This window comes from Flammeovirga sp. AWQ4_249 (genome assembly GCF_056161045.1).
Window position 1 is genome coordinate 120,294 of record NZ_JBSWYJ010000006.1, and the last position, 15,640, is coordinate 135,933.

Sequence of the window (15,640 nt, forward strand, 5' to 3'; positions counted from 1 at the left end):
TTAAAAAATGCATCCCAAAGGATTGAAGTGCTAGTAAAATCATAGTTCAAATTTCTAAAATCAACACATAAACATAGGGGTACAAATGTTTCATTATCCATCGAATTTGTAACTACAGGCCTATTTTGAGGGATATTCTATGATTTTGAGTTTCCTAAATCAATAAAGGAACTTTGCGTTATGTGATAGTATAAAATGTTGTGAGAGTGGTTAAAAATCGGAAGATAAAGTGGTGAAAATGTTTCAAAGTAGACTATGAATAAGTTTTTGACATCATTTAATGCAAATGCAAATGATGCTCAGTCGGAACATGAAAATGTCCCACCTTTATTAAAGTATTAAAAGAGAAAAATTACGTAACACAAAAACCCGGATTAAGTTTTTACTCGATCCGGGTTTTATTTTGTCTATATTTCCGATTGATTATTTTACAATCTCATTATTCAGATCATTGATAATTAAATCGATGAGTTCATCCGCATCATCTGATTTAATTTCTCTAAAATCACTTATTTTAATACCATTATAGATGACAACATATGTCAAGGTAATGGTCTTTCCTTCTACACTGTAGCGTCCTGCTATTTGATAAGCATTTTGCATTAACGATGTATTGATAAAAGTAAATTTACTATCTGTATCTCTTGTCGTGTGTAATGATAGTTTTTCATTGAATAAATTAGAAAGACTTAAATTATCGATAAATAAACTATTGTTCTGGAAATTCGCTGGTAAAATCACTGGCTTTGGCGTAGCAATTTGTATTGCATTTTTATTTCCTTTGGTTAATTCACCGATATAAATTGGGCTACCACCTTTTGGAAAACGCATTTCAGGCCTTTGTATTCCACCAATTGTTCCAGCAAGTTCAGGAACTTTTTCACTGGCATAACCAAATAATTTCATGACATCTACTTGATTAAGTTCGTTTAGACCCGGTCCAATCATACCTTGCAAAAGGCTATACGTTAGCAATCCCTGATTAAAAGCATTGGATTCATAACTTACCGCATCTGCAGCTGACCCTGCCAAAATATAAAGACCCGTTCTATCTTTCATTCTTTCAAATGCTCTAATTGATTTTGAAGACTGATCTCTACTTGCTAAAAACGATTCTGCAAATTGTCCAGAGTGACAAGCATCCAAAATCAAAACTTGTTTTAAAGCTGGAATTGATTTTAAGTAATCGGTAATTTCGGATGTCGATAAAGTAGACCTTTTAAGCATCTCAGGGTCTCTAAAATTACTTTGGTGTGCATCACTCGTCAGATAGTAGAAATCATCTTTCCCTCCTACTTTATTCGTACCGTGTCCTGCAAAATAAAGAAGAATTATATCCTCAGGGTTTGCTTTCTGAGCTATTTCATTAAATACAGAATCGATATTATGTTTTGTAGGCCACTTCCCAAAATCTTTGCTGTCTGTAGTCAATAAATGATTTTCAACTTGATCATCTCCAAATAATGTTTTACCTAAATCATGGATTGCATTTGAAAAATCTTTGGCATCTTTTGCAGCAAATTGAAGGTCAAGATTTGTACCTGCATAATTACTTGTTCCTACTACTAAAGAATAGAACTTTGGAGGCTTTACATTTTCCTTTTTTAGATCAAAAGTTAGTTCAAGACCTCTACTTTTTAGATACCCTTCTTTGTTATAACTCTTAATTTCAACCTTGTTTTCTCCATCAATTAAATAAGGATGATTTTTAAGATTGAATTCCACATAAGCACTATCTGCATCAGCATCCACTTTATCTCCTCTTGCATCTAGAATTGCTTCTTTTCCGTTGATCCATATAGATATTTTACCAATTCCTCCTCCTCTATTGATTACATCTATTGCGAGACGGTCTTTATTGATTTCTGGTTGAAGGTCAGGATATAAATCCAATACTCCTAGGTTTCCTACTTTACGGAGTGGTTCATTTGAAAACCCTAAAACTTTAGCTAATAAGTTAGGTTCATAGTAACGGTCTTTCAACTGATCTAATTCAATAATTTCCTTTCCTTGTGTAAAATATAAATCAGACATCGCATCTTGAGTAGCATCAAAAAGTCCAGAAGGGTCTGTTACCGCAAGGCCATTTTCTGTCACATATATACTTGCTAACTTTTCAAAAGAAGTATTATTTCTGAAGATATTTACTTCTGATTCGGTTAGAACAACCACAAAGCGTTCATCCAAATAATAATGTAATTCTAAAATATTTGGGTAATTACCTAATTGTTCTGAACCTTTATCTGTGTATCTATATAGATAATCTTCTTCCACATAAAACACTTGTGTCTTATCCTTATTCAAAGATTCAGTAAATACATTGCCTTCAAAACTATTGATGTAAATAAATTTATCAGCGTTTTTATCTTCTTTTAATGTATTCGTCAAATTTGTGAATAATACCCACTTCCCATTATGCCAAGGAATAATACTAGAAGACTCCGCACTGCTTCCTCTCTTAAAGTTATCCACTTTAAGTTTCATATGAAGTTTTTTATCTTTCAGATCTTTATCTATCGTTTCAATGTAAAACTTCTTAGCCTTTCCTTCACGGTAATAAAAACCTAACCAATTGATTAGAGGTTCTGCTCTTTTGGTACTTACGATATGGTATGTAGAGTCAACAAAAGTTATATTTTCCGTGTATTTCTTCTTATTTAAATGAACATTATCACCAAAAATACTCATCTTCTTCCTCTTGTGTAAAACATATGGTTTTGCGTCAAAACTTGGATAGAAGTAATCTACATTCGGTGTAAAACGATAGGATAAACCATACCAGTCAATATTCTGATCGGTATAGAAAAATTGATTCTCTGTTATTCTCTCTAAATTGCTAGGATAGTCACGTGAGAAAAAATACCTTTTTGTCTTTTGCAAATGTTTTTCTGTATCATCATTATACGAATAATATTTCCCAAGATTAGAAGGGTCCACTCCTATATATTTATCTTTAGAAAGTACTACTTTACTATCTTCAATTGAATCAATGAAAATAGTTGAAAGTTGTTCTTTTAGGTCTACTTGATAGATCCCATTATGTGTTGCAATTTTAAAGTTATTTTCATCAAGGTAGACACTTGCTAGAGGTTTATTAAAGTTGGTCAGTGGCTTCTCATAAAGAACATTATTATTACTTAAATAGCCCTGTGCTAAGTTTAGAATATCTTTATTAAAAGAAATCACCATTTTCTCATTAAAAGCAATTTCTTGTGGTTTTAAATAAATGTTTTCTTTTTCAGAATAGTAATTATTAATAGAAATTGGATAGTACTTAATGGAATCAGAACTAATAAACTTTTTATTTTTTAAATGATAAAACTGTATACCTCCTGCAGGTAAAATTTCTTCATTATTATACATTTTTTGGAATGTATAATTATTATTTAAACCCGCAGCTATAAATTCTTTTTGCTCACCATTTAAAGCAAATAAGCTATCACCAATCAGTTCATAATCTTCGAAATAAGAGTATTGTATTTTTTTAGAACTATAATCTTCTACTTCTAATGTAGCTTTATTTATCTTTTTATAAGTATCGTTCTCTTTTAAGATCCAACTGTATAAGGTGTTAGAGTCAACCAACCCTTGATAGGTAGTATTTGTTTTTGTAATAATACCGTTCAAGCTATAAATATAGATCCCTTGAATATCATTTCTTTGTGACGTAGATAACTGTACAACTATTTCATCATATATATTGAAAGAAGCATTTACGATTTGTAGACGTTTATCTGTTTCATTCTCAGACTGCTCTTTTTTAGAACCATTTTTATTTGATGTTTCTTCTTCCTTATCATCTTCCTCTTCAACACCAGGATTGAAGCGATAAATCTCTGAAAATGTTTCTGTATCTAAGACTAAAATTTCGTACTTTCCAACTAAAGAAATCAAAGAACTATCTTTATTTACCATCAAAAACTGAGGTTCTCCTTCTTTTAGACCCATAGGAATTTTTACAGCCGAGATTTTAGAAAAAATATGCTGCTGACGGTTGATGTACTCTACTTTAATAGGTTCTTGCAATAATTGTCCTTGATCATTATAGCATAATAAGACCAATGAATTAATACCAATTTTTATGTTAGGGTATTCATATAATTTTTTGACTTGTAGAGTACTATCTAATGAGATCTCTTTTTTGTTATTAATTAACAATTTTAAGTGAGTATGTGCTTGATCGCCTTCAATCATCAATTGTTCATCTTCAATTTTGACTGTCAGATTTTTCTTAACTGACGTTGTATAAAACTGATAATTCTCTTCTTCAACAATTTCATAATTATTTAAAAACTTATTGTATAAACCTTTGATAAAAAAAGGGTTCATACTAGGATCAATTTGTACTTTCCCAAGCTGATCTACACTATAATACCCTTTGTATAATAATTGATTATCTCCATCAAAATATTTGTTATTATAATAATGAACTACCCCTTCTGGACTAAAAACTGAAAGTAATTTGTCAAAAGTTGTATTGTTAAATGTATAAACCAAGTTGCCTTCATTGATCACAAAAAAATCTTTATTCTTTAAGTAGGAGAAATTCTTGATTTCTTTATCAAATTGAGCAATATCTTTTACATTATATTCAGTACCTGTTAAAGTATATTTTAAAAGGTGAAAGCGTCCCGTTTTGTCATTCTTTTCTAGCGTGAAAAATTGTTGACCTTCTACATTGACAGAAGATTGGATGACTGTCCCTCTCAGATGATTGAATTGTTCAATAGTCGTTGGAAGATTTTTCACAACATCACCTTCCTTCGTCAATAATAAGATTTTATTATCTACCCAAGGAATAATACTTAGATATTTATCAAATTTCTGAACAGCTCTAGTAGTATAGATTGTTTTAAATTTTCCATTCTTATCCACTTCATGAATCCTTAATACTTTTGGATCATTATAGCTGTAGTACCAGAATAAAATTTCAAACATTGGGTTTTTATAACGGTAATCTAGAATGTATCTTTTATCACCTAATTTTATAGCTTCAAAATGATATCCTTTTGACCAAGTCATAAAGTATTTAGAAAAGCTTCCGTATGCATCATATAAATGTATATTAGGGTTTCCTTTGACTACAATATCTTGATTTATATTATTTGTGTTACCCCAATAGCGTGCTAAATAAGGTTTATCTCTTACTTCAGGTTCGTTTGATAATGTTTCTAAGTTAAACTTTGAAAAGTTATAAGAATTAAAATTGTAATTGATAATATTTTCATCAGTTTGAACAGTAGCAATATTTTTAGGTAAATTCTTTTGATTAAAATGCGTTCTTTCTCCGCTATGAATATTCTGTCTAATAAAAGTATTCTTATTTAGTCCCTTATTTTTCTCTTTCCAAAGAAAATAATCTTTAGTAATGACAATATCATTGACCAATTGATCCCATGTATTGACTAAAAATAAACCTTGACTATTTTTAATATACTTCTGAATTACCTCTGAGTAATCCTTTTTAATGTAATAGAAATTCCCTCTCTTAATTACATACTTATATTTATTGTAATACGTATAATATGAATCATATTTGCTATTTAAGCTTTTTACTTCTTCTATATTTTTTTGATTTAATTCCTTTCGAGCTATCAACGTTTCAGCAATACTTATTGAATTTTTTTCTCCAATTGAGTCTCCTGAAACAGCGTATTGCAACATATTATTGTCAATACCAATATTGATCAATCCTGTAGAATCAAAATATACAACTTGGATTATATTTTTACTTTCAGAGTTTTGATCTGAGTCGTCCTTTATTTCCTCAGGCGGTAAACTTACTCTACCAATTTCTGTAAAATCTTCCGTAGAATAAATGACAATGTCATTCTTTCCTCTCACTAGCATCATTTTATTATCGACACTGACATCAAATGATGCAATAGAGGTTGCATTTAAACCTTTCGGGAAGGTGATTTTTTGTTTTGATAGATCTAGGCTTTGTGCTATTAGTTGAAAAGCACATAAAAAGAGTAAAGTCGTAAATATTAAGTGTTTCATGTGGAAGTTAGATGCTAAAAAGTATTGTTGTTGTATAGAAATTCAAAGATACGGTAATTTTTAAGAGTATTTCACATTATAAGTACTTTTATTTAAGGCTAGATTGGGTATAAGCTCACTTTAAAACGATTGTAATTTGTTACAAAAGGCCTCTAAAAAATCGTTCAATAAAAAAAGGAACAGCTAATGCTGCTCCTCTTCTTAAGTTAGATAAACTTGTGGGTAAAGTCTAGATTACGTCAAAATAGTATAAAAACTATATTTCTTATTTCGCTTTTTGACTAGTGACAAACGCTTTGTTGATTTTATTAAGTTCTTTCCATTTGATCCCTAAAAGGCTCATGATTTTTTGATTAGATTCTTTTTGAACTGCATTTACCTTTTCTTGTGTTTCTTCAGCTGTTAATTCACCATTCTTTTTTTGTTTCCAGTAATAAGAAGAGTGAGAAACAAATTTTAAACGTGCTTCGTAAACTTGTTGCTCTAACTCATCTGTCAACTCTAATTGTTGATCAGCGATTTCAGCAAATTCTGTAGCTTGTTCTTTTGCCCATTTTCCTGGAGCTGGTACATCTTGTGCATTTGCCATTAAAAAAGAACCTGCAACAAGTAGCGAAGTAATGATAATTTTCTTCATTTCTAATTTCAATTTAATCGCAAAAAAATATAATTAGATTTGTTGATTCTTCGATGCTGTATTCACATGAAGAATTGCTGAACTTACATGTCCTCCTTCATCAGAGAATGTTACTTCAACCTTATTTGTCCCTTCCGTTAAGTATTTAACGGGGACTGGAATTTCTAAAACCCCAAAAAATTGCTTTCTATTATGTTGGTCATCCCCTCTGATAATATCTTCTGGTAATTCCACTTTTTGGTCATTAACAATGATCGTAGGTACCAAACTCTTTCCGTGCGAGCGACCTACTCCAACTCTTAAAGTAGCCGACACTTTATCTTTTGCATATACATTTTCAAATTCAAATGTATTGGCTTGATCTGCTTCAATTGGCTTTAAATATTTTGTAGCATAATACTTCGTTCTGTATTCCTGCTGCTTTGTTTTGATATCTTTTGTGTAATTGTAAGTCAAAACTATTGTTTCTCCGTAGTCAATATCTATTTGAGCTGGCGCCTCTTTTTGTTTTTCTTCTGATAGTTCAGGAATCTTATCGATGAAAGTTTTTAAGCGTTTTATTTCAACATTCTTTAGACCTATTGTATCTAAAATATCTAGGTCAATTGTTTGTGTATTATCATTAAGATTGTTTAATACAACATACATTTGCTTCCCATCAATAAAAGCCTGTGATTGAATATCAACATTTCCAGAATGAATAGCGACACGTTGTCCTTTGATTTCATTTAGAATTTCGAAGAAATATTTACGAGGTGTTAATTCCCAAGTATCATTTTCATTCTTTGTCCAAAGACTCGCTTTTGAAAACTTCTGTTTAGGATCTTGCTTACCTGTTGAGAATACCACTGCACACACAAGGTTATCTTCTCTTTCCATAAATGCCAACGCCATATGCAATTGAGACCTTACTGCTTGAGCGTTTTCAACAGCTTCATAGTTTGATAGTCCATTTTTCGGTTTCCAATCCGGTTGATCTACCACTAAACGACCATACTCTGTAATCGCAAAAGGTTTCACCTCACCCATACTTAAAAAACTGTAAGCTTCAATCATATCCAAAATGGCTTCTGCATTTGCCCCTGATCTTCTACCACCTGAATTGTTCAGTCCTTTTCCATCATAAAGGTGCACAGAAAAGATATCCATGTCTCTTCCTGCAATATCAATAAAAGTCCTAAAACGCGTATCCCAAACAGTAAAATCATTTAATTCAAACTCAGGCCAAGCGGATGCAAATCCAGCCACTTTCATATTTTGAAGTTCAGGAATTGCATGAACAGCTTTTCCTATGTCTCTTAAAGCTTCAGAAATCTTGATGATACCAAGATTGTTTTTTTCTTTGTTAAACTTCCCAGGATATAAATCTTGAACATGCACCATTGGTTCATTGAATGGCTCATAAATAGAAGGAACTTCATCCCATCCTTGACGGTAATCTGCCGCAATAAAAGCAGCAGTCTGTTTTGAATATTGAGCTACATCAGCCTCCGTATAATCCACGCTTCTATCATAGAAAAACTTAGTTGCTCTTCCTGTCGCGATTGTAAAAGGAACTGTTTCTCTAACACCCTTATATTTATTTTTTAATTTTGGAGGTACTCCTTTTTTCACAGTGGATAACGGACTCCAAAATCTTCTTGAACCAAAATATTCAGGGTTGATCTTATAATCGGCTTTAAAAGCTAAAAATTCTGCATCATCCTTTTTATTAAAAAACATATGAGATTGTAAGAATTTATCACGGTCTAACTGTGATGTATTCTCTCCCAAAAATTTTTGAGTATGTGGATTAACTGTTACTTTATTTTGAGCAAAAGTAGAAACTGCTAGGCTCGAAATTAGAGCCATTGCACCTGCCCACTTTGAAAAATTCATCTTCATTTCTTTCTATTTCGTTTTATGGTAACAATTATAAGTACGAATCTTTAATTTTAGCGTCAAGATAACTGTTTAAAAAATTCTCCCCCTCTAATTCATAGTATTTATGCCCATTAATTATTCAAAAAAGTATTCCTACCAATCTTATAGGAATTATTGACTAATCAGTCATAAATGTATTTATTTACATTTGTATTGTTCAATAATTAAAACATAAAACAAAAATACAATGAGCACTTTACAACAAATCGCAGTACCTACAAGAGATTAAGTGAATGAGCAAAGCCAAGTAATCTTTGATAACTTAAAACAACAATTAGGAATGGTTCCCAACCTTTATGCAACTATCGGTTATTCGAGTAATGCATTAGCCAATTTCTTAGATTTCTCTGGAAAAGCGAGTAATGGAACATTCAATAATAAAGAAATTGAAGCAATAAAATTAGCTGTTTCTCAAGCCAATGATTGTACATATTGTAAATCGGCACATACGGCAATTGCAAAAATGAATGGATTTACAGAAGAAGAAACAACACAATTAAGGAATGCAACTATAGAAGATGAAAGACTAAATGTGCTAACTTCTCTTGCTAAAGAAGTGGCAGTAGATGCGGGTAGAGCATCAGATGAAACTAAACAACGTTTCTTTGCTTTGGGTTATGATGAAAAAGCTTTGATTGACTTTGTTTCAGTGGTTATCTCTGTCACTTTTACAAATTATGTATATGGACTTACAGGTGTACCGGTAGACTTTCCTGTAGTCGATTAATTGACTTTTATAATTGAAGATTTGAAGTCATCCTACTTTGATTATGTATCAAATGGGATGGCTTTTTTATTTCGTGAAGAAGAAACCATAATGTTGACTACCTACAAATTCTAACAAAATCGGTATTTTTGTTAGAATGAGACCCTATCTTTTCTTTGTTTTTAGATTTTTTAATATCATATTTACTCCCATATTAACACTGTTTGCCCACTTTACCTTACTTAATAATGAAACAAATTATAGTTTTTGCATTATTGATTTTCATTTCAATCACTGACACTTTTTGTCAAAAAACACATTCCATTTCAGAAGGAATTTCAGATATCACGACTCTTTTAGATCCTTATCTGGAACAATACTCATTTTCGGGAAAAGCTTCAAAAGCTTTTTTGGCCCAAAGAGCACATTTTACAGATGAAAACAATCTTTTGGCTGTTTTTAATGTTCAAAATGCCTACGAAAACTTAGAAGATGTAGATGAATTGCATGAATTTCATGCAGATTGGTGGATTGGAGGAAGAGCATTTCTATCAACATGGTATAACGAGTCACAAAAAAAACAAGTGATTGGATTATATGTCATGGGCTACTCTGATGGTCATGCAATATACAATGTCTACGTTGAAGGGGATGCAGATAAAAACCTTGCTCTTTTAAATACCTCTTCAATTACCTCTGAAGTCAAAGAAATCAAATTTGAGAATGCAAAATTTCTTGTAAGCAGAGGAAATTATAAAGACCTTCGTCAAGGGGAGGATATGAAAACCGTTCTTAATCTTCAGCCTCACAAATTAAAAATTAGTTCAGACAAAATCTCACTCTTCTTCAATAACAATGATGAAATAAATACAGGATTTTTCCGTCTAGAGAAGTTATTTCCTGTAACTTCGCGTTCTGAAGGATAATCATGGCTACACTACTATCTACGACTAAACATTTTTTATGATGAAAAAAACATTTCTACTACTATTTACTTTATTCTCTTTATCTGTTAGTGCGAATGATTCAAGAGAATATGTAGAAGTAAAGAAAACGTTCTCTTTTGAAAAGAATCCTCACATGGCTACAATGATGGATAAGTATGACTTTTTTATTAAAAACGTGCTTCTTCCACAAGTGACATTAAAGGTCAATGAACAATATTACCTTCCAAAAACCTCCTTTGAAAATGAAGTTTGGTATCAATTTCTAAATAGTAGAAATCAAGAACAACTACTTGAATATGTCTCTACCCTACCTATAAAGGGTAGAATTAATCGAACATCTTCATGGGGAAATGACGATTCTTGGGGGTCGACGAATAGCAATTCGAATACTTCTACTTCCTCCTCTAAAAAGTATAGTCAATTTGGATACAGTACTTTTTTACATATTGAGGACTCGATCTTATCTACTTCTCTTTTTAGTCATTTAAAAGACATCGAAGCTACGATTACTTATCATATTCCAAAAAAGTTATATAAGAAGCTCGTTAGCTCAGATAGTCCTCTAGAGGATTGGGCATATAGTATTTATTCTCCATTAGAAGACGATTATTACGGAGATATTTCTATCCTTAAATCTCTAGAATTGACAAATAAATTAAATGGAGGTCAGTTGTTTTTTGATTTTGAAGACATTCCTAAATCAACCTTTAAAAATACTAATTTCACTCCATTTAGTGGTGCTTTCTATGGCAGTAATTACAATGATTATAAATGGGAAACAACTTTTATCAAACGAAATGGAATGCTTTTATCATTCATCGATTTTGTATTACTTTTCCAGTATGAAGATAATCATCAATTAAGTCCTGACTTTCCTATTCCAACAGATGGAGTGGTTGATTTGGAACTTCTTAAAGTGGTCAATAATTTTAAGTACTCCAAAGAGTTGGTCAAAAGTAATGAAAGCGCCAAAAAGTACTTGCTTTCGCATAGTGAAAATAGATCTGTAGAATTAGAACCCGTCATTTACAAGGCTATTTATGATATTAATGAGGATTATGGTCAACCAATTATTTCCTTCTTAAAGGAAAGTTTAGACAAATCACTGATCCGCCCATATAGTGAATTGGTTGACAAAAAAGTAAGAGCAATATACCCTGATCATGTCATTTTTCGTGATGACAACATGTATTCTCTTAAACTAATTCAAACGATTGTGACAAAAGATAAAAATTCATTTTATCCCAAAAGAAAAGAAACTGATGAGGTGGATTTCATGATTTATAATAATACCACAGATCAATTTATTATTCTTAGTTTTAATGAAATAAGACATAATTTATTAGCCGAAAATCAAGATCTCTTCACAACTGACATCATTAATCAATTTGTAGATATTCTGACTTTTAAACCTGGAGTACTTACACACGATCTGACATTGATTAAAACTAAAAATATGCCTTCTTACGCTAGAGTTGATAAAGCTCAACACTATTTAAAAAATCAAATGGATTTTCAATTGGTTCAAGATAAATTTCATGTCGAATATCTAGAAAATGCATTATTGGAAGACAAGACACGTAAAAATCTAGAGGGTATTTCTAAATTCAAAAAACGAAAAGGGAATTGGATCATTACAGATTGTCAAAACAACTTTCTCATGGAAATAGATTACGATAAAGAATTGATAAAAATTGATGTAATAAATTAATATCAATACATCTATCTATTTAGAAGCTATTCTTTTTTTATTAGAAAAAGGAATAGCTTTTTTATTTATGTATTAAAATGAAAAAGACATACAACTCTATTAATCAATGTTTTAACCATAAAAAGGAAATTAAAACAACTATAAAGGAATTTTTGACTAATCGGTCATATATTATTTAATATACATTTGTATTGTTCAATAATTAAAAACACAAAACATATAACAACCCATGAAAGTCTTAACAAATATCGCAGTACCTACAAGAGAGCAAGTCAACGAACAAAGCCAAGCTATCTTTGATAACTTGCAACAACAATTGGGTATGGTACCTAATTTATATGCTACAATCGGCTATTCGAGTAGTGCACTAGGTAGTTTTCTTGATTTTTCAGGAAAAGCCAGCGATGGGACATTTTCTAACAAAGAAGTTGAGGCTATTAAATTAGCTGTTTCTCAAGCGAACGATTGTACTTACTGTAAATCTGCCCATACGGCTATTGCTAAAATGAATGGCTTTTCTGAAGCAGAAACGATTGAACTACGAAATGCTACAATCGAAGATGAAAAACTCAATACACTTACTTCCCTAGCTAAAGAAGTTGCTCAAAATGCAGGAAGAGCTTCTGATGAAACAAAACAACGTTTCTTTGCTTTAGGCTATAGTGAAAAAGCATTGATTGATTTCGTTTCAGTGGTAATCTCAGTCACATTTACCAATTATGTGTATGGTTTAACAGGTGTAGAAGTGGATTTCCCAGTTGTAGATTAATAGCTTTTGATCTCATAAATTAAAGTCACCTTAGATTGGTTATTAAATCAGTTTAGGGCGACTTATTTTTTTATATTAATTTTGAGAAGTGGGAAATTGAATATTTTTTTATATATTGTAATACTTATTTAAAACTAACTATAAATTTCAACTATTATAATGGAAAATTTCATTGGTGATACTATTGGCCTTATACATGTCATAGCTTCAGTTTTTGCTCTAATTTTAGGAACAATTACATTGGTATTAAAAAAAGGAAGCCCTCTGCATATAAAAATTGGTTATGGGTACGTATCTTCCATGGTTCTATTACTGTCTACAGCTTTTATGATTTATCGACTATTTAATGGTTTTGGAATATTTCATATCACAGCAATAATTAGTTTAACTACCTTGATTTTAGGCATAATCCCCGTTTATTATAGAAAATCAAGTAAATGGTTATATCTACATTTTACATTTATGTATTGGTCTGTTATGGGACTTTATGCGGCCTTTGCAGCTGAATTATTAGTACGAATTCCAAATGTACCTTTTTATGGTATGATCGGGGTTGCAACTGCAATAATAATGTTGCTAGGTGGATTAATTTTTGGCTTTAAAAAGAAGAAGTGGAAAAAAGAATTTGCTATTGTTACTGAGAAATCAAATACATTGAACCCAGCATAATTAGCGTAATGAATAAAGAAAATCTTAAATTTAGAAACAACTACAGTAACATCATTTAATGTTTTGAAGAATTAATGCAAATTATATCGAATACCCACTTTGTATTCATTCCCGTACATACCTCTTTTTTGAACATACAAAGACATGTTTTTATGTTCAAAACTACTTAATTTAAAATTGTATTTATATTTTTCTCTTTGACAATTAAAGTCAAAATACTTTGTATGTTGCCCTTCATATTTCATGATATTGGAAAATGAAGGTGTTGTCTGTTTTTCTAGAATACTATTGATCGTATTGTTACAGACATAGTTTTGAATAGCTTGAATTGTAATCTTATTTTCCTGACCATAAGATTGTAAACTCAATATTAGAAAAACGATTGATAAAGCTAGTAAGAAGAATAATCTTTTCATAGATGAATAGAGCTGATGTTCTTCTACTTACGGAACATCAACTCTATCAACTAGGTATATTAACGTACATTAATAATGTTAAAAGGCGTTAACTTTATAAGGTTTTTCATCTATAAATACACTCCTTAATACTTTAAAAACTAAATTCTAGAATATATTACAAAGTACTTTATATAGAAATTCACACTAACAAATAATGCTTAAATACTTTTCGATACTCCTGACATTTGTTACGATACAGTTGCATGCACAATCTGTTGATGATTATGTTAAAGATCACTTCCCATATAGTTTACCTGTTTATTCAGAAAGTAAAATGATTGATAGTACTTTTATTTTCTCCTTAACAAAGGAACTCTTACAAATCAATCAAAAAAGTAACGCTGAGTATGGTGTTTATTTCGTTGAAGATTTTCATGGTTTTAATAGAAAAGATTTAGCACAATCACTTCGTGAATATTTGATCTTAGGATATGGATACAATGATCAAGGAGTCTTATTTCTAATTGCCACAAATGAAAGAAGATTGTATGTCTCAACAAGTCATCAATTTATATCGAATGATAACTTACAGGAGATTGTGGATAATAGTCTTATTCCATTTCTAAAAGAAGATAAATATAAAGAAGGAATTCTTAAAAGCATTCATTCTATTGAGTCTCAAATTGATGATCAAAATAATTTTAATAATACAGTCTATTTTATCATCGCTTTAATATTCTTAATAATAATTATAGATATCATTATGAATAGATATAAATCCAATAAATCCAAACCAAGAATTCGATTTGACTCTTCCACTCAAAATAGTAATTCTTCATTTGATAGTAGCTCATTCGGTGGAAGCGACAGCGGAGGCGGTGGTGCAGGAGGTGATTTTTAGCCAATAGGGTATATAAATAGAGCAAGTTTAAAAATTTTGAATTTCATTAAAATTGAAGTAAATTATAATGAGTAACTACCAAAAACTATTTTATATTTCTCTGCTATGGAAATCTATTTAAACTTTTTATATGAATATCATTTGATTGAAGGTATACCCAATTATTTCCTTCTGACTTTCCTCGTTATCGTTTTTATATTCGTTTTTAAATTCAAGTTAGCTGATATATGGTTAGACAATGAAAAAAAATACCCTATCACTGACACTCGAGCGAAAGTCTTTTCAAAAAAAATAAAGAAAAGATTACGTTCAAAAGGGAAAAAGCAAATCCAGAATTTCAAGGAACATTATCGCTACTACATTACTTTTGAAAAATTAAATGGTGAACAAATTATGTTCAGAGTCAATGAACATGAATTCAAACTTCACAACGAAAATCAAAGTGGAATATTGACACACCAAGGTGGTCGATTTTATGGTTTTCAAGATGGAACCGTTTAACTTATTACTCTATTGTACTATTTCAATACTATATTAAATCTCACTATAAAGACCTGGTAATCAGTATTTTAATATTTATATTATTTAATTGTATGAGGGTAAAAATACCTAAAAATGGTTATTTATATGTCGCATAAAAACCTTTAATTTTGGTGCTTAATTATTATGTAACTTTACCTTTACCCATTAACTATGAAATCAAAAGTAATTTATTTACTCTCATTGATTTGTGTACTATTTTCATGTTCATCAAAAGAAAATGAACAGGTGGTGATTCCTTCAGAAAAGTATCAAATCACATTAACTGGTCTAAATAATGTAGAAGTACTTTCTAATTCGAGGATCAAGAATGAGGATATCTATGCTTTAGAAATTTCGCTTTATAATAAAAATGATAATAACTGTCATTCTGTTTTCTATGAGTATCATGAAAACTGGTATGAAGAGGAGTGAGAATCAGAAATACCTTCCTCTT

General features: G+C 30.7%; 12 protein-coding genes. 8 read left to right on the forward strand and 4 right to left on the reverse strand.

Annotation, left to right across the window (positions count from 1 at the left end; genetic code table 11):
* Positions 1-423 precede the first annotated feature (423 nt).
* The 3 genes from ACXAHM_RS07255 to ACXAHM_RS07265 all read right to left on the reverse strand — a co-directional run bounded on the left by ACXAHM_RS07255 (position 424) and on the right by ACXAHM_RS07265 (position 8,518).
* Positions 424-6,003, reverse strand: a complete 5,580-nt coding sequence (locus tag ACXAHM_RS07255) for a caspase family protein (protein ID WP_474959748.1) — start codon at positions 6,001-6,003, stop codon at positions 424-426.
* 265 nt (positions 6,004-6,268) lie between these two features.
* The gene (locus ACXAHM_RS07260) at positions 6,269-6,640 is read right to left on the reverse strand and encodes a hypothetical protein (protein WP_474959749.1); all 372 of its coding nucleotides are present in this window, start codon (positions 6,638-6,640) and stop codon (positions 6,269-6,271) included.
* A 33-nt stretch (positions 6,641-6,673) separates the two neighbouring features.
* Positions 6,674-8,518 carry a hypothetical protein gene (locus ACXAHM_RS07265; protein WP_474959750.1) on the reverse strand — a complete coding sequence of 615 codons (1,845 nt, stop codon included), beginning with the start codon at positions 8,516-8,518 and terminating at the stop codon, positions 6,674-6,676.
* A gap of 274 nt (positions 8,519-8,792) precedes the next feature.
* On the opposite strand from ACXAHM_RS07265, the gene ACXAHM_RS07270 reads away from it, so the two are divergent.
* The 5 genes from ACXAHM_RS07270 to ACXAHM_RS07290 all read left to right on the forward strand — a co-directional run bounded on the left by ACXAHM_RS07270 (position 8,793) and on the right by ACXAHM_RS07290 (position 13,365).
* Complete coding sequence (locus ACXAHM_RS07270) at positions 8,793-9,290, forward strand: carboxymuconolactone decarboxylase family protein (protein WP_474959751.1); 498 nt, start codon at positions 8,793-8,795, stop codon at positions 9,288-9,290.
* Between the two features lie 227 nt (positions 9,291-9,517).
* Positions 9,518-10,195, forward strand: coding sequence for a hypothetical protein (locus ACXAHM_RS07275; RefSeq protein ID WP_474959752.1), 678 nt, complete (start codon positions 9,518-9,520; stop codon positions 10,193-10,195).
* A 40-nt stretch (positions 10,196-10,235) separates the two neighbouring features.
* Entirely contained in the window at positions 10,236-11,927 is a 1,692-nt protein-coding gene (locus ACXAHM_RS07280) for a hypothetical protein (RefSeq protein ID WP_474959753.1), read from the forward strand.
* Positions 11,928-12,156: 229 nt separating this feature from the next.
* Positions 12,157-12,696, forward strand: coding sequence for a carboxymuconolactone decarboxylase family protein (locus tag ACXAHM_RS07285; RefSeq protein WP_474959754.1), 540 nt, complete (start codon positions 12,157-12,159; stop codon positions 12,694-12,696).
* A gap of 159 nt (positions 12,697-12,855) precedes the next feature.
* Positions 12,856-13,365, forward strand: coding sequence for a DUF2306 domain-containing protein (locus tag ACXAHM_RS07290; protein WP_474959755.1), 510 nt, complete (start codon positions 12,856-12,858; stop codon positions 13,363-13,365).
* A gap of 71 nt (positions 13,366-13,436) precedes the next feature.
* On the opposite strand, the gene ACXAHM_RS07295 is transcribed toward ACXAHM_RS07290, so the two are convergent.
* A complete protein-coding gene (locus ACXAHM_RS07295; RefSeq protein WP_474959756.1) occupies positions 13,437-13,781 on the reverse strand; it encodes a hypothetical protein in 345 nt (114 codons plus the stop codon).
* A gap of 196 nt (positions 13,782-13,977) precedes the next feature.
* On the opposite strand from ACXAHM_RS07295, the gene ACXAHM_RS07300 reads away from it, so the two are divergent.
* From ACXAHM_RS07300 to ACXAHM_RS07310, 3 genes are all read left to right on the forward strand, one after another.
* Positions 13,978-14,664, forward strand: coding sequence for a TPM domain-containing protein (locus tag ACXAHM_RS07300; protein WP_474959757.1), 687 nt, complete (start codon positions 13,978-13,980; stop codon positions 14,662-14,664).
* Positions 14,665-14,769: 105 nt separating this feature from the next.
* A complete protein-coding gene (locus ACXAHM_RS07305; protein ID WP_474959758.1) occupies positions 14,770-15,165 on the forward strand; it encodes a DUF2500 domain-containing protein in 396 nt (131 codons plus the stop codon).
* A 192-nt stretch (positions 15,166-15,357) separates the two neighbouring features.
* A complete protein-coding gene (locus ACXAHM_RS07310) occupies positions 15,358-15,618 on the forward strand; it encodes a hypothetical protein (RefSeq protein WP_474959759.1) in 261 nt (86 codons plus the stop codon).
* Positions 15,619-15,640: the final 22 nt, after the last annotated feature.

Excerpts from the sequence above, each read along its gene's own strand:
- ACXAHM_RS07255 (WP_474959748.1), bottom strand. The coding sequence starts at position 6,003 with ATGAAACACTTAATATTTACGACTTTACTCTTTTTATGTGCTTTTCAA.
- ACXAHM_RS07260 (WP_474959749.1), bottom strand. The coding sequence starts at position 6,640 with ATGAAGAAAATTATCATTACTTCGCTACTTGTTGCAGGTTCTTTTTTA.
- ACXAHM_RS07265 (WP_474959750.1), bottom strand. The coding sequence starts at position 8,518 with ATGAATTTTTCAAAGTGGGCAGGTGCAATGGCTCTAATTTCGAGCCTA.
- ACXAHM_RS07275 (WP_474959752.1), top strand. The coding sequence starts at position 9,518 with ATGAAACAAATTATAGTTTTTGCATTATTGATTTTCATTTCAATCACT.
- ACXAHM_RS07280 (WP_474959753.1), top strand. The coding sequence starts at position 10,236 with ATGAAAAAAACATTTCTACTACTATTTACTTTATTCTCTTTATCTGTT.
- ACXAHM_RS07285 (WP_474959754.1), top strand. The coding sequence starts at position 12,157 with ATGAAAGTCTTAACAAATATCGCAGTACCTACAAGAGAGCAAGTCAAC.
- ACXAHM_RS07290 (WP_474959755.1), top strand. The coding sequence starts at position 12,856 with ATGGAAAATTTCATTGGTGATACTATTGGCCTTATACATGTCATAGCT.
- ACXAHM_RS07295 (WP_474959756.1), bottom strand. The coding sequence starts at position 13,781 with ATGAAAAGATTATTCTTCTTACTAGCTTTATCAATCGTTTTTCTAATA.
- ACXAHM_RS07300 (WP_474959757.1), top strand. The coding sequence starts at position 13,978 with ATGCTTAAATACTTTTCGATACTCCTGACATTTGTTACGATACAGTTG.
- ACXAHM_RS07305 (WP_474959758.1), top strand. The coding sequence starts at position 14,770 with ATGGAAATCTATTTAAACTTTTTATATGAATATCATTTGATTGAAGGT.
- ACXAHM_RS07310 (WP_474959759.1), top strand. The coding sequence starts at position 15,358 with ATGAAATCAAAAGTAATTTATTTACTCTCATTGATTTGTGTACTATTT.